Source organism: Burkholderia diffusa, from assembly GCF_001718315.1.
GTDB classification, from domain to species: Bacteria; Pseudomonadota; Gammaproteobacteria; order Burkholderiales; family Burkholderiaceae; genus Burkholderia; species Burkholderia diffusa_B.
Map to the genome: position 1 here is coordinate 15,843 of NZ_CP013362.1, position 20,851 is coordinate 36,693.

The 20,851-nt window shown below is 61.0% G+C and carries 15 protein-coding genes, 1 tRNA gene and 2 rRNA genes; 7 read left to right on the forward strand and 11 right to left on the reverse strand.

Annotated elements, in window-relative coordinates; genetic code table 11:
- Window positions 1–121: 121 nt before the first annotated feature.
- From WI26_RS00060 to WI26_RS00075, 4 genes are all read right to left on the reverse strand, one after another.
- Window positions 122–3,003 (reverse strand): 23S ribosomal RNA (locus WI26_RS00060).
- Window positions 3,004–3,403: 400 nt separating this feature from the next.
- Window positions 3,404–4,936: ribosomal RNA gene (locus tag WI26_RS00065) — 16S ribosomal RNA — on the reverse strand.
- The 16S and 23S rRNA genes sit together here, the layout of an rRNA operon.
- A 575-nt stretch (window positions 4,937–5,511) precedes the next feature.
- Window positions 5,512–6,045, reverse strand: coding sequence for a cytochrome b (locus WI26_RS00070; RefSeq protein ID WP_069224931.1), 534 nt, complete (start codon window positions 6,043–6,045; stop codon window positions 5,512–5,514).
- The gene (locus WI26_RS00075; protein WP_069224932.1) at window positions 6,042–7,130 is read right to left on the reverse strand and encodes a catalase family peroxidase; all 1,089 of its coding nucleotides are present in this window, start codon (window positions 7,128–7,130) and stop codon (window positions 6,042–6,044) included. The genes WI26_RS00070 and WI26_RS00075 overlap by 4 nt, the downstream gene beginning before the upstream one ends.
- Window positions 7,131–7,287: 157 nt before the next feature.
- Between WI26_RS00075 and WI26_RS00080 the strand changes: the two genes are divergently transcribed.
- Complete coding sequence (locus WI26_RS00080; RefSeq protein ID WP_059465927.1) at window positions 7,288–7,806, forward strand: sigma-70 family RNA polymerase sigma factor; 519 nt, start codon at window positions 7,288–7,290, stop codon at window positions 7,804–7,806.
- Window positions 7,803–8,564, forward strand: coding sequence for an anti-sigma factor family protein (locus WI26_RS00085; RefSeq protein WP_069224933.1), 762 nt, complete (start codon window positions 7,803–7,805; stop codon window positions 8,562–8,564). The genes WI26_RS00080 and WI26_RS00085 overlap by 4 nt, the downstream gene beginning before the upstream one ends.
- A 616-nt stretch (window positions 8,565–9,180) precedes the next feature.
- On the opposite strand, the gene WI26_RS00090 is transcribed toward WI26_RS00085, so the two are convergent.
- The 5 genes from WI26_RS00090 to WI26_RS00115 form a co-directional block, all read right to left on the reverse strand.
- A complete protein-coding gene (locus WI26_RS00090) occupies window positions 9,181–10,251 on the reverse strand; it encodes an Imm72 family immunity protein (RefSeq protein ID WP_059539352.1) in 1,071 nt (356 codons plus the stop codon).
- Window positions 10,252–11,143: 892 nt separating this feature from the next.
- Entirely contained in the window at window positions 11,144–11,482 is a 339-nt protein-coding gene (locus WI26_RS00100; RefSeq protein WP_059508298.1) for an EamA family transporter, read from the reverse strand.
- Window positions 11,479–12,267: a class I SAM-dependent methyltransferase gene (locus tag WI26_RS00105; protein ID WP_069224934.1), complete on the reverse strand. Its 789-nt coding sequence runs from the start codon at window positions 12,265–12,267 to the stop codon at window positions 11,479–11,481. The genes WI26_RS00100 and WI26_RS00105 overlap by 4 nt, the downstream gene beginning before the upstream one ends.
- Before the next feature lie 72 nt (window positions 12,268–12,339).
- Window positions 12,340–13,911: a hypothetical protein gene (locus WI26_RS00110; RefSeq protein WP_069224935.1), complete on the reverse strand. Its 1,572-nt coding sequence runs from the start codon at window positions 13,909–13,911 to the stop codon at window positions 12,340–12,342.
- Between the two features lie 75 nt (window positions 13,912–13,986).
- Window positions 13,987–14,922, reverse strand: coding sequence for a glycosyltransferase family 2 protein (locus WI26_RS00115; protein WP_059594344.1), 936 nt, complete (start codon window positions 14,920–14,922; stop codon window positions 13,987–13,989).
- A gap of 354 nt (window positions 14,923–15,276) precedes the next feature.
- Between WI26_RS00115 and WI26_RS00120 the strand changes: the two genes are divergently transcribed.
- Window positions 15,277–15,353 (forward strand) — tRNA-Val (locus WI26_RS00120).
- Between the two features lie 244 nt (window positions 15,354–15,597).
- On the opposite strand, the gene WI26_RS00125 is transcribed toward WI26_RS00120, so the two are convergent.
- Window positions 15,598–16,479: a sigma-70 family RNA polymerase sigma factor gene (locus WI26_RS00125; RefSeq protein WP_060188449.1), complete on the reverse strand. Its 882-nt coding sequence runs from the start codon at window positions 16,477–16,479 to the stop codon at window positions 15,598–15,600.
- On the reverse strand, window positions 16,479–16,955 hold the full coding sequence (locus tag WI26_RS00130; RefSeq protein WP_069224936.1) for a carboxymuconolactone decarboxylase family protein: 477 nt from the start codon (window positions 16,953–16,955) through the stop codon (window positions 16,479–16,481). Before WI26_RS00130 ends, WI26_RS00125 begins: the two co-directional genes overlap by 1 nt.
- Before the next feature lie 584 nt (window positions 16,956–17,539).
- Between WI26_RS00130 and egtB the strand changes: the two genes are divergently transcribed.
- The 4 genes from egtB to WI26_RS00150 all read left to right on the forward strand — a co-directional run bounded on the left by egtB (window position 17,540) and on the right by WI26_RS00150 (window position 20,632).
- Window positions 17,540–18,769 (forward strand): ergothioneine biosynthesis protein EgtB, encoded by a 1,230-nt coding sequence (gene egtB / locus WI26_RS00135; RefSeq protein ID WP_069224937.1) that lies wholly within the window; start codon window positions 17,540–17,542, stop codon window positions 18,767–18,769.
- Window positions 18,753–19,766 carry an L-histidine N(alpha)-methyltransferase gene (gene egtD, locus WI26_RS00140; RefSeq protein WP_069224938.1) on the forward strand — a complete coding sequence of 338 codons (1,014 nt, stop codon included), beginning with the start codon at window positions 18,753–18,755 and terminating at the stop codon, window positions 19,764–19,766. Before egtB ends, egtD begins: the two co-directional genes overlap by 17 nt.
- A gap of 249 nt (window positions 19,767–20,015) precedes the next feature.
- Complete coding sequence (locus WI26_RS00145) at window positions 20,016–20,318, forward strand: hypothetical protein (protein WP_060188447.1); 303 nt, start codon at window positions 20,016–20,018, stop codon at window positions 20,316–20,318.
- A gap of 56 nt (window positions 20,319–20,374) precedes the next feature.
- Window positions 20,375–20,632 (forward strand): hypothetical protein, encoded by a 258-nt coding sequence (locus WI26_RS00150; protein ID WP_069224939.1) that lies wholly within the window; start codon window positions 20,375–20,377, stop codon window positions 20,630–20,632.
- The last annotated feature ends 219 nt before the right edge of the window (window positions 20,633–20,851 follow it).

Below are 20,851 nucleotides of genomic sequence, written 5' to 3' on the forward strand. Positions count from 1 at the left end.
CAATCTTGGAAGAAGCAGTAATTTTGAGTTGTGTGTATCACACACGAGAATCCAACTTGTCGCTCTGGATCTGGCGGCCGGTGCTGTCGCACGGCGCCGATCTACAAGGCAGACTTGTTATAGGATCAAGCCTTACGGGCAATTAGTATCGGTTAGCTGAACGCATTACTGCGCTTACACACCCGACCTATCAACGTCCTGGTCTCGAACGACCCTTCAAGGGGATCTAGTCCCCAGGGATATCTCATCTTAAGGCGAGTTTCCCGCTTAGATGCTTTCAGCGGTTATCTCTTCCGAACATAGCTACCCGGCGATGCCACTGGCGTGACAACCGGTACACCAGAGGTTCGTCCACTCCGGTCCTCTCGTACTAGGAGCAGCCCCCTTCAAATATCCAACGCCCACGGCAGATAGGGACCAAACTGTCTCACGACGTTTTAAACCCAGCTCACGTACCTCTTTAAATGGCGAACAGCCATACCCTTGGGACCGGCTACAGCCCCAGGATGAGATGAGCCGACATCGAGGTGCCAAACACCGCCGTCGATATGAACTCTTGGGCGGTATCAGCCTGTTATCCCCAGAGTACCTTTTATCCGTTGAGCGATGGCCCTTCCATACAGAACCACCGGATCACTATGACCTGCTTTCGCACCTGCTCGACTTGTCGGTCTCGCAGTTAAGCACGCTTATGCCATTGCACTATCAGCACGATTTCCGACCGTACCTAGCGTACCTTCGTACTCCTCCGTTACGCTTTGGGAGGAGACCGCCCCAGTCAAACTGCCTACCATGCACTGTCCCCGACCCGGATCACGGGCCAAGGTTAGAACCTCAAACAAACCAGGGTGGTATTTCAAGGACGGCTCCACCGAAACTAGCGTTCCGGTTTCATAGCCTCCCACCTATCCTACACAGATCGGTTCAAAGTCCAATGCAAAGCTACAGTAAAGGTTCATGGGGTCTTTCCGTCTAGCCGCGGGTAGATTGCATCATCACAAACACTTCAACTTCGCTGAGTCTCGGGAGGAGACAGTGTGGCCATCGTTACGCCATTCGTGCAGGTCGGAACTTACCCGACAAGGAATTTCGCTACCTTAGGACCGTTATAGTTACGGCCGCCGTTTACCGGGACTTCAATCAAGAGCTTGCACCCCATCATTTAATCTTCCGGCACCGGGCAGGCGTCACACCCTATACGTCCACTTTCGTGTTTGCAGAGTGCTGTGTTTTTATTAAACAGTCGCAGCCACCAGTTTATTGCAACCCCTTCACCCTCCTGGCGCAGGCCAGTCAAGCTACAAGGGCGTACCTTATCCCGAAGTTACGGTACCAATTTGCCGAGTTCCTTCTCCCGAGTTCTCTCAAGCGCCTTAGAATACTCATCTCGCCCACCTGTGTCGGTTTGCGGTACGGTCATCGTTAGACTGAAGCTTAGAGGCTTTTCTTGGAACCACTTCCAATTGCTTCGCTCCCGAGGGAGCTCGCGCCACACCCTTGAATTACGCGCCCGGATTTGCCTAAGCGCCTTCTCCAATGCAGCGACCGGGACTTCCAACACCCGGACAACCTTCCGCGATCCGTCCCCCCATCGCATCTAACAATGGTGCAGGAATATTGACCTGCTTCCCATCAGCTACGCATTTCTGCCTCGCCTTAGGGGCCGACTCACCCTACGCCGATGAACGTTGCGTAGGAAACCTTGGGCTTACGGCGAGGGGGCCTTTCACCCCCTTTATCGCTACTCATGTCAGCATTCGCACTTCCGATACCTCCAGCACCCTTTACAAGGCACCTTCGCAGGCTTACGGAACGCTCTCCTACCATGCGTGCTAAGCACGCATCCGCAGCTTCGGTATATAGCTTAGCCCCGTTACATCTTCCGCGCAGGACGACTCGATCAGTGAGCTATTACGCTTTCTTTAAAGGGTGGCTGCTTCTAAGCCAACCTCCTGACTGTTTTAGCCTTCCCACTTCGTTTCCCACTTAGCTATATTTGGGGACCTTAGCTGGCGGTCTGGGTTGTTTCCCTCTTGACACCGGACGTTAGCACCCGATGTCTGTCTCCCGTGATTGCACTCTTCGGTATTCGGAGTTTGCTATGGCGGGGTAATCTGCAATAGACCCCCCAACCATGACAGTGCTCTACCCCCGAAGGTGAGACACGAGGCACTACCTAAATAGTTTTCGGAGAGAACCAGCTATTTCCAGGTTTGTTTAGCCTTTCACCCCTATCCACAGCTCATCCCCTAACTTTTCAACGTTAGTGGGTTCGGACCTCCAGTACGTGTTACCGCACCTTCATCCTGGCCATGGATAGATCACCTGGTTTCGGGTCTACGCCCAGCAACTGAACGCCCTATTCGGACTCGCTTTCGCTACGCCTGCCCTATACGGTTAAGCTTGCTACTGAACGTAAGTCGCTGACCCATTATACAAAAGGTACGCCGTCACCCCTTACGAGGCTCCGACTGTTTGTATGCATGCGGTTTCAGGATCTATTTCACTCCCCTCCCGGGGTTCTTTTCGCCTTTCCCTCACGGTACTGGTTCACTATCGGTCGATCACGAGTATTTAGCCTTGGAGGATGGTCCCCCCATCTTCAGACAGGATTTCACGTGTCCCGCCCTACTTGTCGCACACCTAGTTCTTTCATACTGTTTTCGCCTACAGGGCTATCACCTGCTATGGCCGCACTTTCCAGAGCGTTCGGCTAACAATACAAATAAAGAGTGCAAGGCTCATCCCATTTCGCTCGCCACTACTTTGGGAATCTCGGTTGATTTCTTTTCCTGCGGTTACTTAGATGTTTCAGTTCACCGCGTTCGCTTCACATGGCCTATGTATTCAGCCATGGATACTCCAAAAGGAGTGGGTTTCCCCATTCGGACATCTACGGATCAAAGCTTGTTTGCCAGCTCCCCGTAGCTTTTCGCAGGCTACCGCGTCCTTCATCGCCTGTGATCGCCAAGGCATCCACCACATGCACTTGTTCGCTTGACCCTATAACGAGTCTGTCTCATCGACAGTCGTTACAGGTTGAGTTCTCGCGTTGTGCCGTATTCCAATTGAGCCGAACATGAAGTTCGAATCATCTTGAGATACATCGATACAATCACAACCCGGATAGTTTCCACGTCCATCTCAAAGACGCTTCCGCTATCCAAATTACTTACTTCTTCCAGATTGTTAAAGAACGACAGCCGATATGGTGTTACTCATATCGCTCTGACTGGCTCAATCGCCAATGAGAAAAACTCGAACCAAACTTCATTCGAATGTTTGTCATTGAGGATTATCGAAAGCGGCCGGCATTATAACCGATTAAACCGCTAACAGACAGCCTTTCTGTCTTTATCAACAGCCGATAAGCGTGAGCGCTCAATTTTGCGAGAAGCTCTGGAAAGGAGGTGATCCAGCCGCACCTTCCGATACGGCTACCTTGTTACGACTTCACCCCAGTCATGAATCCTACCGTGGTGACCGTCCTCCTTGCGGTTAGACTAGCCACTTCTGGTAAAACCCACTCCCATGGTGTGACGGGCGGTGTGTACAAGACCCGGGAACGTATTCACCGCGGCATGCTGATCCGCGATTACTAGCGATTCCAGCTTCATGCACTCGAGTTGCAGAGTGCAATCCGGACTACGATCGGTTTTCTGGGATTAGCTCCCCCTCGCGGGTTGGCAACCCTCTGTTCCGACCATTGTATGACGTGTGAAGCCCTACCCATAAGGGCCATGAGGACTTGACGTCATCCCCACCTTCCTCCGGTTTGTCACCGGCAGTCTCCTTAGAGTGCTCTTGCGTAGCAACTAAGGACAAGGGTTGCGCTCGTTGCGGGACTTAACCCAACATCTCACGACACGAGCTGACGACAGCCATGCAGCACCTGTGCGCCGGTTCTCTTTCGAGCACTCCCGCCTCTCAGCAGGATTCCGACCATGTCAAGGGTAGGTAAGGTTTTTCGCGTTGCATCGAATTAATCCACATCATCCACCGCTTGTGCGGGTCCCCGTCAATTCCTTTGAGTTTTAATCTTGCGACCGTACTCCCCAGGCGGTCAACTTCACGCGTTAGCTACGTTACTAAGGAAATGAATCCCCAACAACTAGTTGACATCGTTTAGGGCGTGGACTACCAGGGTATCTAATCCTGTTTGCTCCCCACGCTTTCGTGCATGAGCGTCAGTATTGGCCCAGGGGGCTGCCTTCGCCATCGGTATTCCTCCACATCTCTACGCATTTCACTGCTACACGTGGAATTCTACCCCCCTCTGCCATACTCTAGCCTGCCAGTCACCAATGCAGTTCCCAGGTTGAGCCCGGGGATTTCACATCGGTCTTAGCAAACCGCCTGCGCACGCTTTACGCCCAGTAATTCCGATTAACGCTTGCACCCTACGTATTACCGCGGCTGCTGGCACGTAGTTAGCCGGTGCTTATTCTTCCGGTACCGTCATCCCCCGGCCATATTAGGACCAAGGATTTCTTTCCGGACAAAAGTGCTTTACAACCCGAAGGCCTTCTTCACACACGCGGCATTGCTGGATCAGGCTTTCGCCCATTGTCCAAAATTCCCCACTGCTGCCTCCCGTAGGAGTCTGGGCCGTGTCTCAGTCCCAGTGTGGCTGGTCGTCCTCTCAGACCAGCTACTGATCGTCGCCTTGGTAGGCCTTTACCCCACCAACTAGCTAATCAGCCATCGGCCAACCCTATAGCGCGAGGCCCGAAGGTCCCCCGCTTTCATCCGTGGATCGTATGCGGTATTAATCCGGCTTTCGCCGGGCTATCCCCCACTACAGGACATGTTCCGATGTATTACTCACCCGTTCGCCACTCGCCACCAGGTGCAAGCACCCGTGCTGCCGTTCGACTTGCATGTGTAAGGCATGCCGCCAGCGTTCAATCTGAGCCAGGATCAAACTCTTCAGTTTAAACCTGTTACTGTTTTCGGTTCGGTTAAGAACCGGTCGCTCACTCAAAGCTGACAGGTATATGAATCACTTCATAAACCTGACTTACTTTAGTGTGAGACTCTTGATACTTTCGCTATCTGATCCGAAGATCAGCTCGCGGCCATCAAGCGCCCACACTTATCGGCTGTTAATTTTTAAAGAGCATTTCTGCGAGAAACCTGAAGTTTCTCAGCAGCGCTGCGTTTTCAGCAGCAGAGAAGCGGAATTATTAACCACCTTTTAAAACTCGTCAACAACTTTTTAACTACTTCGTTGCGACGGGCTGCGGTTTAATTTCATGTGCGCCAAGGGCCGCTACGACCGACCTCTACCGCACCGCTTCCCTTCTTCCCCCGCGCCGTGTTGCCGTTAGCGCGAAAGAGGCGAGATTCTAAGCATCTGCTCCGGTCTGCGCAAGCCCTTTTGTGAAAATATTTTGACACGCTGCATCGGAAGGCTGCTGAGCCCTCCTCGTGGTCATACATAAAAACACGGCGGGACTGGCCTCGGTCGCCCGTGAAGAGCCCCGCCGTCTCGAATGCAACCCCCGTCGCTCACCGCCCCACCATCGCCCTCACCACCCCATCGCGCCGAATCAGCCCGTGATACAGCGCCGCCGCGAAGTGTGCGAGGAATGTCACGAAGAACAGATAAGCCAGCACGCGATGCGCGACCCTGAGCCACGCAAACGCCACCGGATCGGCCGAGACCAGCGCCGGCAACTGCACACCGCCACCCAGCGTCACCGGATACCCGCCCGCCGACAGCATCGCCCATCCGATCAGCGGCATCGCAAGCATCAGCGCGTACAGCACGAGATGCGACCCATGCGCAGCAACCTTCTGCCACCACGGCAGATCTTCGGGCAATGCGGGCGGCTTCGACACGAACCGCACCACGATCCGCACGCAAACGAGCACCAGCACGGCAATCCCCAGCGGCTTGTGCAACGCGACCAGGAATTCGTGCCGCCCGGAAACCGACGCCACCATCCCCACTCCGATGAACAGCATCGCGACGATCATCGCGGCCATCACCCAATGCAGCAGCCTCGCCGGCAAGCTAAACGTCGTAGTCGCCTTCATCATCGTCCCTCCGCACTCAATCGCGCCGCGCCGGCCACACCGGCCTCTTCACTCGTCCGGCGCAAATACGAATCCGCGTAAGCCGCGGACCGCGCCGCCAGCAACGGATCACCCGACACCTGAATCCCTTGCGGCAACACCGTCGGGTCGTAATTCACGTCCCGGCACGGCCCGCTGTCCTGCGGCTCCACACGGTCGAGCACGAGCGTGCCGGCGTCGATCGTTGTCCGCTGCGCGGGCCAGGTCCTCGTCGCGTCGTCCACCGGGTCGCCGGGCTCCGCCAGCGTGATCAGCAGTTTCCATTTCTGCGCACCGTCCGCGATGCGCCGCGTCAGATCCTGCTGCAGCACGTTCGGATCCGCAGCCGTCGCGACGTCGCCAGCGCCCGTCGTCTGCTCCGGCACGACGCGCCACCGCACCGCCTGACGCTTGCCGGCCGCGTCGACGAAGTAGAACGCGTTCAATCCGTAATAGCTTTCGGTGACGTAGCTCGCGCTCGGCTTCGCACCCTTCACCCATGCGCGGAATGCAGCCGTCTCAGGATGCGCGCCGAAAAACGCCTTCACCTTCTCCGGATCGGGCTTGCCCGTTGCCGGATCCGGCCGGGTCGCCAGCAACTGCGCGTAGAACGCCTTCGGCGTCGCCACCGGAAACACGGGCATCGCGTTCATCCCGGTCCGCCATTGCTGGCCGTCCGGCGCGGTGAGCTTCAGCGCGAGGCTGCGGATCGGCACGCTGCTGTCGGGCGCATACGGATTCCCGCCCGGCAGCGCGAAGCGCCCGACCACCGGCGTGCGCACCGCCTTGAAGAACGGCGCGATCGAATACGCGCTCGCCGCGCCGTTGCTCTCGAAGTAACCGGTCACGCACACGCCCTTCGCGTGATTGCGCCGGAAGCCCGGATGCTCGCCGCCGGCCGTCTGCAGCGCGTCGACGAGCCGGTGTGGGGTCAGACGCGCCGGCGCCAGCCAGCCGCCCACATACCCGAACGCCACGGCCACGCCGGCCACAGCACCGCCGATCACAGCCCAGCGCCACCATCCACGCCCGGGCTCGCGCGGCGGCGAAGAAGAGGAAGATTGCTTCATGGATGCACTCCCGATCGTCAGATCATTGTCGAACGCGTGTAGGACGCCACCCGCGCCGCTTTATTCCATGAAGAAATTTTTCGTATGCTGACGGAATAAGCGGCGCCGACCGGCGTCCTACGCAGCATCTCCACGCTTATCGGCTCGCGCCCCGGCCATGCCCTCCAACGCCCCCGACGACGACGCATTGCGCGAACTCATCCCCCGGCTGCGCCGCTTCGCGCTCTGGCTGGCGCGCGATGTCCATGCGGCCGACGATCTCGTGCAGTCGACGCTCGAGCGCGCGCTGTCGCGCTGGGCAAGCCGACGCGACGACGCATCGCTGCGCAGCTGGCTATTCACGATCCTTTACCGGCAGTTTCTCGACGGCAAACGCAGCGCGAAGCGCTACGCATGGCTGCTCGGCCGCATTCGCGACGACGACGAAGCGCACTGGCCGTCAGCCGAACGCGAGGTGGCCGCACGCGCGACGCTCGAAGCGTTCGGCCGGCTTTCCGACGAACAGCGCAGCCTGCTGCTGCTCGTCGCGGTCGAGGGCTTCACGTATCAGGAAGTCGCCGACCTGCTCGACGTGCCGATCGGCACCGTGATGTCGCGACTCTCCCGCGCGCGCCAGGCACTTCGCCAGCTCAGCGACGGCGAGCTTCCCGCTCCTTCTCTCCGCTTGATGAAATGAATACGCTCCGTCCCGACGAACACGATCTCCAGGCCTATGTCGACGGCCAGCTCGACGACGATGCGCGCGCCGCGGTCGAGCGATATCTCGCGCTGCATCCGGAGAGCGCGGAACAGGTGAAGCAATGGCAACTGGATGCGCAGCGATTACGGGCCGCGCTGGAGAGCGTGCGGATGCCTGGTGAGAATCCTGCACTCGATCCGGCGGTGATTCGGGCGAAGCGTGCAGAACGCTCGCGGATGCGGTTCGCGATGGCCGCTTCGTTCGTGTTCTGTATCGGGCTCGGGACGCTCGGCGGCTGGCAGGCGCGCGGGTGGAACGCGCCGCCGCCCATCGCGCCGATGAGCGATGCGGTCGAGGCTTATCGGATGATGGTGGTCGATCAAACCGCGAAGGTCGATTACCGGCCGACGGGTGCGCGCGATTTGCAAGGGTGGCTCACCCGACGCGTGGGAGCATCGGCGAGGCTGCCGGATTTGGGTGCGGCAGGGTTCAGGCCGGTTGGCGGGCGGCTGTTTACGACCGACAGTGGCGCTACTGCCGCGATGGTGCTCTATGAGGACGATGCCGGGCGAACGCTGAGCTTCTACCTCCGGCCGGCGGAATCGAAACATCGACTGCTGCCGGCCGGGCAACGTGTGGATGGTGCGCTGCTCGCGCGGTATGGGTCGGTGAACGGGCTCAATTACGCGGTGGTCGGGCCGGTGGACAAGGTCGCGGAACGGGCCGTCGTGCAGGCGCTCGATCAGCAGATTTGAGTGGGCCATGCGTGGCCCGCGCTGCCCGCGGTTCGGCCGACGCGGCTCGGTCAGTCTGAAGCGCTCACGCCCTCCGTTCGGGTCCACAGCGTCTGGATTCGCTTTTGTGGTGGTTATCCACATCATGAACTTCGTTGCGATGTATTCTCGAATGGGCAGACTCTCTTCGGTTCCGATGTCACAGGGCTTGGCCTCTCTTGGGCGCGGGATATCCACATCGCCCGTAACGGCTCGACATACCGCCTCCTGTCGGACCACTCACCTTCGAGGTACACAGCATTTCGAGTGCCTCTGAGCGCGATGTCCACACTGCACCCACCCACCGAGCGAGCACAAAGGAATTCGATTCGGACGCTGGTTGTTCATATGCACCTGAGCGCTTCGAATCGATGTTCCTCGGTGAGTTGCACAGCGTTTCCGATTATTTTGCATGGGCATTGTCCACACGCGACACGCAATTGCGCGGCCCCCGACCGATAGCGGAGAAATTCTCGCGGGCCGTCTGCAAGCCAAGAAGCGTCGCGGTATTGAGCTTGACGAAACAGCTTCACCGGACCGAAATTCAATTCGCCCATGCCGCTCGCCCGAGATGGGCCATCCCCCCAGCCCTTCCGCACTACGCGCGCTTCACCAGACGCCAGGTTACCCAGTGCACCTTGAGCTCGCCCAGATTGTCCCTGATCAGCATATCCGGCATCGCGGCCCCGGCTTGGACGCGCAGCGTCTTGCCGCCATATTCATCCGTTTGCCATTCACCAGAAACCGGGCAGATATCGCCAGTGCGGACCTGCGCGACGGTTTCCTGGTCCACCTGCGGCGTTGACGGCGGCTCCAGGAAGTACTGCGATTCATCGGGAATGACGCCATCCGCGTATCGTTCGTCTTCCCACAACAGTCGCCAGTGCGTCTTGACCGGCACTCGCGCCTCGTCGTCCCTGAGGTTCGGCGCGCGGATGTCCCGAATGAAATAATTGAAGCAGCCGTTGTTGCGCAGACTGCGATTGCCAACCGGCACGACACCCAGCACCTTCTGTTGCTCGACGGCAACGGGTTCCCAGATGCCGTCGCAGGGCACTTTGTCACCGGATTTGATCACTGGGCCGACCGGTTCGGGGACCTCGGGCAGGCTCTCGGGAAATACTGGATACGGGAGCGTGTAGAAGCCGTGCTCGTATGCCTTCTGCGACAGAAGCAGCCCTACCGAGCGCAGTTGTGCAAGCTCGGTATGCCCCGGCTCGAAGGGCACATGCTCCATCTGGTATTCCGATGCATGCAGTAGCTGAGCGAGCGCCTCGACCTTCGGTGGATAGGGAGCAGCTTGCGCACCGCGATCCCAGTAATCGGGGTGCGGGAAGAAATACGCGTTCAGATGCCGATACCGGTCAACCGCGTATTGCAGCGACTCACCTCGCTGCCAGACGAACCGGTACCCTCGGGCCAGTTCTGACAACCCTCGATCGTAGGCAGCAAGTATCTCGAATATGGTTGGCAGATTGTCGGCCGGCATGGGCTCCGGATCATCTTCCGGCTGGGTCTTCACCGTGTTCTCATATTCGCTCGCGAAGATTGCAAACGCATCGCGCTTGCGCCTCCAGAGCGAAAAACTGGTCAGGCGTTGAAGCAACCAGAAGATTTTGCGCCGCGTCGCGTCGTCCGTCATGTCGTACTGCTTGATCGTATTCGTCATCGCTGACCTTCGTAATTCGCCGCCGATCGTGTCGTTGCGGTCACCTTGCTGTTGGACGCCTTGGTCTGGATTTCGTCACTCGCCAGCCGGCGCGTCTTCGTCGAGTAATGGATGTCATCTTCATACTTGCTGTAACCGTAAACCTTCTCGACATTCTCCCAATTCGTCTTGTGGAACTCGATCTTGACGCCGTCGAATTCCCGTTGGACGTGCAGATCGGCATGTCCGCCGATTCCGCGATGTCTTGGCCGAACAGCTTGCCGACACGATCGACAAACACCCCATAGTCAAGATCGAACTTCACGTTGAACCGTTCTCTCTTGTAGCGACAGCACAGGGCTTTGTGCTGCCGATAGCGAAACACGTTGCTTGAGTGCGATGTCGCTCACATGTTGCCGCATCGGGTGCACGAAGGCGTTGACATCGAGCACGTCGATCCGAGTCAAGGCGGAATCAGTTATTTGCGATGACCCGATCCGTCGGCCTTTGCGTTCCGAACCTCGGCGGTTCTACAGATACGGTGGAACAGGCCCTTTTCAGGCTGCGGCTTCGCTCTGCCTGTCCAGATCACGCAGTGCACATCTCGCTCGAAACACAGTCGCCGGACTGTGCTTATCCAAAGGTGTTAACAGGGTTCGTATACATACGTAGTGATAGTTAACAAGCTCGCACCGTCACAGTGGATAACCTCCGCAACGCCCTGAATTTTCAACATTAAACGGAACGCATAACCACAGGCGATACACACGCAAAACTCTGTGCAGCACAGAACAACTTTTCGCCGATTCACAGCCGTGGCGATCTATCCTCAATCGATCCACTGTGAATCCAGAGGCTTGTCGGACAGTTATCCATAGAGCGCTGTGGATAAGTTTCGCCGCAAGCTGGTCTGCTATCGAGCCACGGCAGTCAGGTACAGCCCACCGAGGATCATCGCGACGCCTCCCCATTGCGCATACGACACGCGTTCGCCGAAGAATACGATTCCAGCCAAAAAGACAAGCACGAACGTGAGCGCGGTAAACGGATACACGGCGGTAAGCCCGGCCTTGCTCAATGCGAAGATCCAGAGCACCGTGCCGCCGCCGTAGCAGATCAGCCCGAGCGCAACCCAGGCGTTGATGAATTCGGCGATTGCGTGGCGACCATCGGCCCCGACCTTGAACGCGATCTGCCCAGTTGCAGCCAGGAACACGCCGGCCAGAATGACAACGTATACGGACAGTTTCACCGGTCTTCCTCGTTGCGCTTCAATCGGTTGGCGACCATGCGGCTCTTCAGGATGGCGATGCCGGTCTTCATGCACACCGGCAGCCAGCGCAGCAGCAACTTGCGTGTCTTGTAGCCGCGCGGCGACACGTCCGGTATGCCCGATCGGTTGTCGATGTGATGTTGCTTGATGGCGTCCGGCAGCCGTTCCGCTTCCTCGGCGGCAACGAAGAAGAGCAGGTTGTAGCGGTACCACGGCTCGATGCGGGTGTCCGCCGCGATCAACGGCCGTACGAAATCGAACAGCAGATAGCCGCGCCGCGCGAACAGGTCACGCCAGAACCCGTAGCCCTGTTCGTTGATGTGGTTTTCGCCGCCCTGGCCGGGCACGGCTGCGGAAAACAGCACATGTTTGCCATGCCGGACGAGATTGTCGACGAGTATCTCGCTGGATGCCTTCGGGACATGCTCGCCGACTTCGAGGCACTGGACGAGGTCGAACGACCGCTCGAGATCGAAGTGCTTCGAAATATCGGCCGGCACGAAGCGAGCATGGTCGAACAGCAACACAGAACGATCCACATAGTCGCCGTCGATGCCTGTCACGTCCTGCACGCCGAGCTCACGATGCACACTGAGCCATGCTCCGGCGCCGCAACCGACGTCGAGGATGCTCGCAGGCCTCAGCATTGCATTGACGCTTGGCAGTACGCCGCGCGCAGACCGTACCGATCCTTCGCGCTGATACCGGTAAAACGTCTCGTCATACGGCCGCGGCGTGTCGTCCGCAATGAATCCAGGTGACATCGCAATCTCCCGATGGCGCGATCGGTGCATGACGTGGCGCGACGCAACGCACCTCGTGCACCGGCAAGCCAGTCAATCGCCCCGACAAGCCTGCTTCTCATACACCGACCATTCGCCTGCCGTCTTCACGCGCACGACGCGACAGTCCGAATTGGCGAAAAACGCGTCCGGCAGCGGTGTCTCGGCGCGGACGAAGAAATACCGGTACAGGCGTCCCTGGTGCCGCTGCCAGTTGAAGTGCCGGTACAACTGCTGCGGCGAGACGTCGGACGGCCCGACGCCGGGCAGCCGGTCGAGCCGAAAGCGAACGATCTGCGGCGGGAACCGCGCGGCATTGAAATCAACGAAACCGCGATGCTCCGCCTGATACCAGACCGGAAAGTTCTCGTAGACAAACGGATTATCCGCGGCCGCGCTCGCCCGGTCGACGATGATCCCGAGGCCGCGCTGCGCCGGTTCGATCGCGTTGGCGACCCGGTCGAAATCGGCGCTCTCGTCGGCGAAGCGCAGCACACGCGCGCCTTGCTGCGCGACGAAGCCGGCGCAGATTCCTGCAAGGATCAACTGCGTCATCAGCGCGAGCCATGATGCCCCCCGTCTATCCGGTTCCGTCGGCATCGGCCCCCTGAACATCAAAGCGTAGAACGGAAACATGAACAGCGCGAAGCGCGGGAACAGGAAGAACGTATTGATCGCGAACAGCGGCACGCCGAACCAGACAGCGGCCATGACGATCGCCGGTACATAGGCTGCGATGTGCCGGTTTGCCGTCGACGCCATCAGGAACGGTGCGGCGGCGATCAGCAGGAATGCCAGCAGCGAACCGTTGTCGGCGGCAATACCCCACGGATAGAACACGGCGGCCAATATTCGGATCACCGGATTGATAGTCCAGATCACGGTGAACGGATACATCGGCGCCAGATCCACGTCACGATGCAGCAGCGTGTACATCATCGTGACAAGCGCGAGCACTCCATATGGCCACGCGGCGAGCAGTGCGCGTGGAAACATGCCGGGCCGGCGCACGAGCAGGAACAATCCACCGATGGCGTTCGCGAACACGAAGATCAGCCCGTGCGAGAAAAACAGCGCAAGATTGACGAGCGTCAGTACAGTGCCGCGGCGAGACGTCGGGTTCTCGGCATAGTCGAGCGCGAGTGCAAGGAAGAGCATCGCCACCGGCGCGGCGACCAGGTACGAATAGAGGCCGAATTCGTACGCGAAGCCGAAAAAACCGGGCACGCACAGCCAGTCGAGGCGCGGGTCCGTGCCGAGACGCCGGCGCAGCGCGATGTACGCGGCGACGAAACCGTAGAACGACAGGGTCAGCATGACCTTGAATGCGGCAGTGACCGGCATCACGAACGACAGTGCGGCCGCCGCGCCATAGCCGAGCAGGTAGGGCGTAAACAGGTTGATCCGCAGTAGTGGCGCCCACGGCGACTGGCCGCGCAGCATGTCATGCAGCGTGGCGACCTGTGCCGCATGCTGCGGAAGATCGACCATTGGCGGGTGCGGTGCGAGCCAGAACAGCAGGCCGGCCGCCGCGACCGTCGCAACGAACAATGCGCGCAATGCGCGATCCACTGCGCGATATGGCCACGCGCGCGGCAGGCGTTCGCTTACCGTGCTGTCATCCATTGCGCGAGCCCCCCGAGTGACATTTCGACGCCGCGGCCTCGTGCCGGATCGTTGCGGCACGGGACCGATTGGCCGTCATAGCGTCTTCTCGACGATGAAGCGGGGGCGCTGCTTCGTCTCCGCATAGATCTTCGCGACATAGCCGCCGATCACGCCGAGGAACAGCAACTGCAGGCCGCCTAGAAAGTACATCGGGATCACGGTGGACGCCCAACCGGGCACCGATCGGTCCGTGAACAGCCGGATCGACAGCGCCCAGATGCCGCACACGGTCGAGGCCAGCGCGAGCAGGGCGCCAACGTATGCACTCCATTGCAGCGGCTTCGTCGAAAACGATGCGACGCCGTCCGATGCGAGCAAGATCATTCTCGCGAGCGGATATTTGCTCTTGCCGGCGAAGCGCGGTTGCCGGTCGTACCGGACGATCGCGGTGCGAAAGCCCAGCAGCGGCACGATGCCGCGCAGGAACAGGTTGACCTCGCGGAAGCCGCGCAATTCCTCGATCGCCCGGCGGCTCATCAGGCGGAAGTCCGCGTGATCCGGCAAGATGTCGACGCCGAAGCGGCGCAGCAGCCGGTAGTAACCGCGCGCGCTTACGCGCTTGAAGAAGCCGTCGCTGTCACGGCGCTGCCGTACGCCGAATACGATCTCGGCGCCGGAGTGGTACTCGCCGAGCATGCGCGGGATCGCGTCGAGGTCGTCCTGGAGATCGGCGTCGAGACTGATCAGCACGTCGCCGTTCACTTTCATGAGGCCCGCAAGCAATGCATTCTGGTGCCCGTGGTTGCGCGACAGCTTGAGGCCATGAATACGAGGATCGGCTGCATGGAAGCCTTCGATGAGGGACCAGGTCCGGTCGTGCGAACCGTCATCGACGAACGTCACGCCGCTCGCGGGGTCGATGATGCCGTCGCGGATAAGCCGGTCAAGCAGGATCGTGAGCCGGCGTACGGTTTCCGGCAACACGGCTTCTTCGTTGAAGCAGGGAATCACCAGATTGAGCGCGACCATACCCACCCCGATACCGTTACGCGTACGTTGCGATCCGCCGTCGTCATGAGGCGCTACGGGGCCGCGCAATGCGGCAGGCGGGTCGTGCATCACGCGCGCCTGTTCCCCGTGACCGGCCCGGGCCGGTTCCAGCGCTTGATTGTCGTTCGCGATCCCCGGCACAGGATTCGCGACGAATCCATTATGACGGAACGTACTCCGGACCGGTAAGACGTCGAAGTGAGGATGAACCCGGATGCGATTGCGGTTTGCCTCGAGCGCCGGACAATCCCCGGGGCATCGTCTCCGATTCAAAAAATTTTCACGAAGGGGCTTGTGCTCCTCAAAAACCCTCTCTATAATTCGCGGCTTCTTAGGCTCGTAGCTCAGTTGGTTAGAGCACCACCTTGACATGGTGGGGGTCGTTGGTTCGAATCCAATCGAGCCTACCAACGAACAAAATGAAGGGGTCCGGCAGCGCGCATTGCCTACAGGCAATCCGGCTCGCCAACATACAAACGCCACGCGGCAACATCGCGTGGCGTTTTTCTTTTTGCGGCCGAAACCACGCATGCACTTGCGCGATGCTTGGTGCGATTCACGCACGGCAAGCAGCAAGGCAATCGGCAACGCACGGCAGGCAAGGGCAGTGCGCAGAGCACGAAAAGCGGGCGCACAGCCCCCGCTCGTCAAGCATCAATGCAGATGCTTCAACTTGTCAGGATTCCGCACGACATAGATCGCGATGATCTTCCCGTCCTCGATCTCGAGCGCCGTGGTCTGCAGTTCGCCGTCGGATTCCAGCGTGACGAACCCCGGCAACCCGTTGATGAACCCGGCCCGCACGAGTTTCGATGCATGCGTCGCGAACAGCTCGGCCAGATACTCGTGCACCTTCATCACGGGCTCGAAACCGAACACCGGTTTGCCCGCGGCCGTGCGTTTGCCGCCGCCGTCGGAATGCAGGCTCACGTCCTCGGCGAGCATCGCGCCGAGCGCGCGCATGTCGCCGCTGCGTGATGCCGCGAAGAATGCCTCGGCCAGCTCGATTCCGCGCTGCTTCTCGACATGAAACCGCGGCCGCGCCTCGCGCACGTGCGTACGCGCTCGCGCGGCCAGCTGCCGGCATGCGGCCGGGTCGCGCTGGATCGTCGTCGCCACTTCGTCGAACTCGAGGCCGAACACGTCGTGCAGCAGGAATGCCGCACGTTCGAGCGGCGACAGCCGTTCGAGCGCGAGCATCAGCGGCAGCGTGACGTCCTCCTGATCATCTTCCTCAACGACCGGCTCCGGCAGCCACGGGCCGATATAGGTCTCGCGCTGGTGCCGCGCGGACTTCAGCAGATCGAGGCACATGCGCATCACCATGCGGCGCAGGAACGCCTCGGGCACGCGCACCTCGGTGCGATCGACGTCCATCCAGCGGATGAACGCGTCCTGCACGATGTCCTCGGCGTCCGCGACGGAACCGAGCATCCGGTACGCGACGCGGATCAGCGTGCGACGCAGCGGATCGAAGCTCGCCGCCGCGTCGGCCCGGTCTTCGGCACTGCCCGTGGCCGGATCGAGGTTCGTCATCAGGCCACCATCTTCGCGGCAGCGGCTTTCGCTTCAGCCGGATCGATCCACAGCCCGAAGCCGATGGCCAGCCGGTTCCAGCCGTTGATCACGTTGATCATCACCGTGAGTTTCACCTGTTCCTCCTGGCTGAAGTGATCGTTCAGCGCAGCATACGCGGCTTCGTGCGCGCCATGGCCCTCCGACAGTCGCGTGAGCGTGTCGGTCCAGCCGAGCGCCGCGCGTTCGCGGTCGGTGTAGCAGGGCGCTTCGCGCCACGCGGCCAACAGGTTGATGCGCTGCTCGGTCTCGCCTTGCTCACGCGCCTCGACCGTGTGCATGTTAAGGCAGTTCGCACACGCGTTGATCTGCGATGCGCGAATCTTGACCAGCTCGATCAGCGTCGGCTCGAGGCTCCCGGCAGCGGCAACCGATACGGTCATCCAGCTCTTCATCAGCGCGGGCGCGGCGGCAAACGGATTGAGTTTCGCAGTCATGGTTCCTTCTCCTTTCGTGTGGGTTCCGGTGATATGACGAGCGAGGCTCCCGCGCATGTGACATCGGCGAGAAATTTTTTTCAAAAACCGGGAAGCGGGCGAAGGACAGGGCAGTTGAACGTCGATCAGATGGCCGCGGCGTCAACGAGCCGACATCGGGGCCGGAATCCACTGCATGACGCCGTTCCTCGGGCGAATCCGAATCGTCGACCTTTCCTGCGTGCCGAGCGGTTGTCATGAGGCGTCGGTAATGTCGGCGCGCAGGCATGCTCATTGCGCGGACGCTCCGGGCCAGCCATCACGGGCATCGAGGGTTCGTCATGCAGTCGCTGCGGGAAGCGCGAGTGCTTACATTTGTCTTTCGCATTTGTTTCGCCCGAAATCCGATTCGCGACGTTCACATTTCTGGCCCATACTGTTCTGCACGGGCAGATGAAGTGAAGCCGCACCAGCGGCCCGGCGCGCGCGCCGGCTGTCCGACGACGCAGCAATGAAGGTCGCACGTCAGCCGCGCGCATCCGAGCGCAAGGCTTTCCTTTTTCCGGCAACGCAACGCAGCGAATCGCGACGTGGACGGTAAACCGATGAGCCTCCCTGCATCCCAGCTTCAGCGCCGTTATCAGGACGTGCGCGCCCACAGCATCGCGTTGACGGCGACGCTGTCCGCCGAAGACCAGGCCGTGCAGTCGATGCCCGACGCGAGTCCGGTGAAATGGCATCTCGCGCATACGACCTGGTTCTTCGAAACCGTCGTGCTGATGCGTCGCGTGCGCGGCTACGCGCCGTTCGACGTCGCATTCCAGTTCCTCTTCAATTCCTATTACGAAGCACTCGGCCCGCGCCATCCGCGACCGCAGCGCGGGCTGCTCACGCGTCCGTCGCTCGACGAGGTGCACGCGTACCGGCAGCATGTCGACGATGCGATGCTGCGCGCGCTCGACGGCGCCGATCCGGCGATGCTCGCCACGATCGCGCCCGAGATTGAACTCGGCCTGCATCACGAACAGCAGCATCAGGAATTGATCGTCACGGACATGCTGCATGCGTTCTCGTGCAATCCGCTGAAGCCGGCGTTCCGGCCGCGCGACAGCGCCGATACACAAGCCGCACTGGCCGCGGGCGATGCAGGCCCGTTGCGCTGGCTGCCGCAGCCGGGCGGGCTCGTCGAGATCGGCCACGACGGCGACGCATTCTCGTTCGACAACGAACGGCCGCGCCATACGGCGCTTGTGCGTCCGTGCGAGATCGCGAACCGCCTCGTGACGAATGCGGAATTCGCGGCCTTCATCGCGGACGGCGGCTACGCACGCCCCGAATACTGGCTGTCGGACGGTTGGGCGACGGTGCAGCGGGAAGGGTGGCAAGGGCCCGCGTACTGGATTGCGGACGACGGCGGTGAGCCGGACACCGTACACGCATGGCGCGCGTTCGGTCTGCACGGCGTGGAGCCGCTCGCGCCCGATGCACCCGTGTGTCACGTGAGCTTCTACGAAGCGGCCGCGTACGCGGAGTGGGCCGGCGCGCGCCTGCCGACCGAATTCGAATGGGAAGCCGCATTCGGCGCGGACGGTATTCAACAGATGCTCGGGCACGTGTGGCAGTGGACGCGTTCGTCATACGAGCCGTATCCGGGCTTTCGGCCGCTGGCGGGCGTCGCCGCCGAATACAACGGCAAGTTCATGGTCGGCCAGCAGGTCCTGCGCGGCAGCAGCATCGCGACACCGCCTGGGCACGAACGGCCGACGTACCGCAATTTCTTTCCGCCGGCAGCGCGCTGGCAATTCACGGGAGTGCGACTTGCGCGAGACGTCTGATCTGACGGCCACGAGCGGTGGCCTGCAACCCGCCCGCGATTCGCGGCCGAGCGCGTTCGAGCGCGACCTGATCGACGGACTGTCGCGCACGCCGCGCAGCATTTCGCCGAAATACTTCTACGATGCGGCCGGCTCGGCGTTGTTCGACAGCATCTGCGAACTGCCCGAGTACTACCCGACGCGCACCGAGCTCGGCATCCTGCGCGATCGCGCGGCCGAGATCGTGCGGCGCGTCGGCCCGCATGCGGATATCGTCGAATTCGGCGCGGGATCGCTCGAGAAGATCCGCGTGCTGCTCGACGCATGCGCGGACAATTACGCGAACGCGCCGGCGCGCTACGTGCCGATCGACATCTCGGCCGACTACCTGCACGGCGCGGCTGCGCGGCTGCGTGCCGCGTATCCGTGGCTCGACGTCGCGCCGATCGCGGCCGACTACACGAAGGCCGAGCAACTGGCCGAGCTGGCGGAGACGCCGCGCCGGCGCGTCGGCTTCTTCCCCGGCTCGACGATCGGCAACTTCTCGCCGGAAGAAGCCGATGCATTCCTGCGCGACGCGGCGACGCTGTTGCGCGGCGGCGGCCTGCTGGTCGGCGTGGATCTCGTGAAGGACGAGCGCGCGCTGCATCGCGCGTACAACGACGCGCAGGGCGTGACCGCGCGGTTCAACCTGAACCTGCTCGCCCGCGCGAACGCTGAGCTCGGCGCGGACTTCGATCTCGACGCATTCTCGCATTGCGCGTTCTACGACCGCGAGCGGCAGCGCATCGAGATGCATCTCGTCAGCGGTATCGCGCAAACGGTGCACGTGCGCGGCCATGCGTTCCGCTTCGAGGCCGGCGAGCGCATTCACACGGAGAACTCGCACAAGTTCACGATCGACGGTTTTCATGCGATCGCGCGCCGTGCGGGCTTCGAACCCGACACCGTATGGACCGACGCGGATAACCTGTTCAGCGTGCACTGGCTGCGCAGCGTCGACGATATCCGCGCGTAACGTCGTTCGATCCGCTCGCATGGTGTGCGTCGCCGGCGCGTTTTCCGGCAAAAATTCCCGCCCATACCGATTCGATGCGCCGTTGCAACGGCGTGTCGGATCGCCATTCACCCTTGTCCTGCAAGGCTTTGCGCCCCTCCGTAAACGACCGTTACCGGTCTCGCACAGCGGTTTCACCTGTGTCGGCGCCCGATGCCTAGACTCCAAACCGTAGTCACATGACGCACGACACGTGCAGGGAGTCGCGAAATGAGCAAGAAACTAATTCTCGGTGCAGTTCTCGGTGTAGCGGCGCTGGCAGCTTCGGGCGTCGCATCGGCCCACGTCGACCTGTCGGTGGGCATCGGTGTGCCGGGCGTCTATGCGGCGCCGGAACCGGTCTACGTCGCGCCGCCGCCGCCGGTCATGTATGCACCGGTGGGCTATCGCGACGACGAGTGGCGTGCGCGTCAGTGGCGCGAACACGAGTGGCGCCGCCGCGAATGGCGCGAGCACGAGTGGCGCGAGCGCGCGTGGCGTGACGGCGACGGCTGGCGCGGCCGCTGGGACTGAACCGGGCGACCCGCTCACGAGAACACTGATCACGACGACAAGAGGAGAGTGATCGCATGATGCCCATTCGATACATCAGGTCGTGCGCGGCGGCCGCCGTCGTTGCGCTCGCAACGATCGGCAGCGCGCATGCGGCGGGCTGCATGAAGGGCGCGGTGGTGGGCGGCGTCGCCGGCCACTACGCGGGACATCACGCCGTGGTTGGTGCGGTCGGCGGCTGTATCGTCGGCCACCACATGGCGAAGAAGCACGAGCAGGAAGTGGCGGCGCAGCGCAAGGCCGCCGCGCAGCAGGGCGTGCAGCCGGCGCAGTAAGCGGGCTCACCGGCGGAAACGGCGCCACGGTGCCGTTTCCGCCTTTCATCTTCCTTCTTCCGGCAGCGGCCGGCCGCGCGGTCCGCGCACGCGGCCAGCATGCCGCACATTGATCTGACGAATGCGCATTGCGCGCACCGTTACGATCATTTACAACGTCGAGTCGCGCGGAAATCGCGTGTTCCTAGAATGCAATCATTCGAACACGCTCCAGGGAGC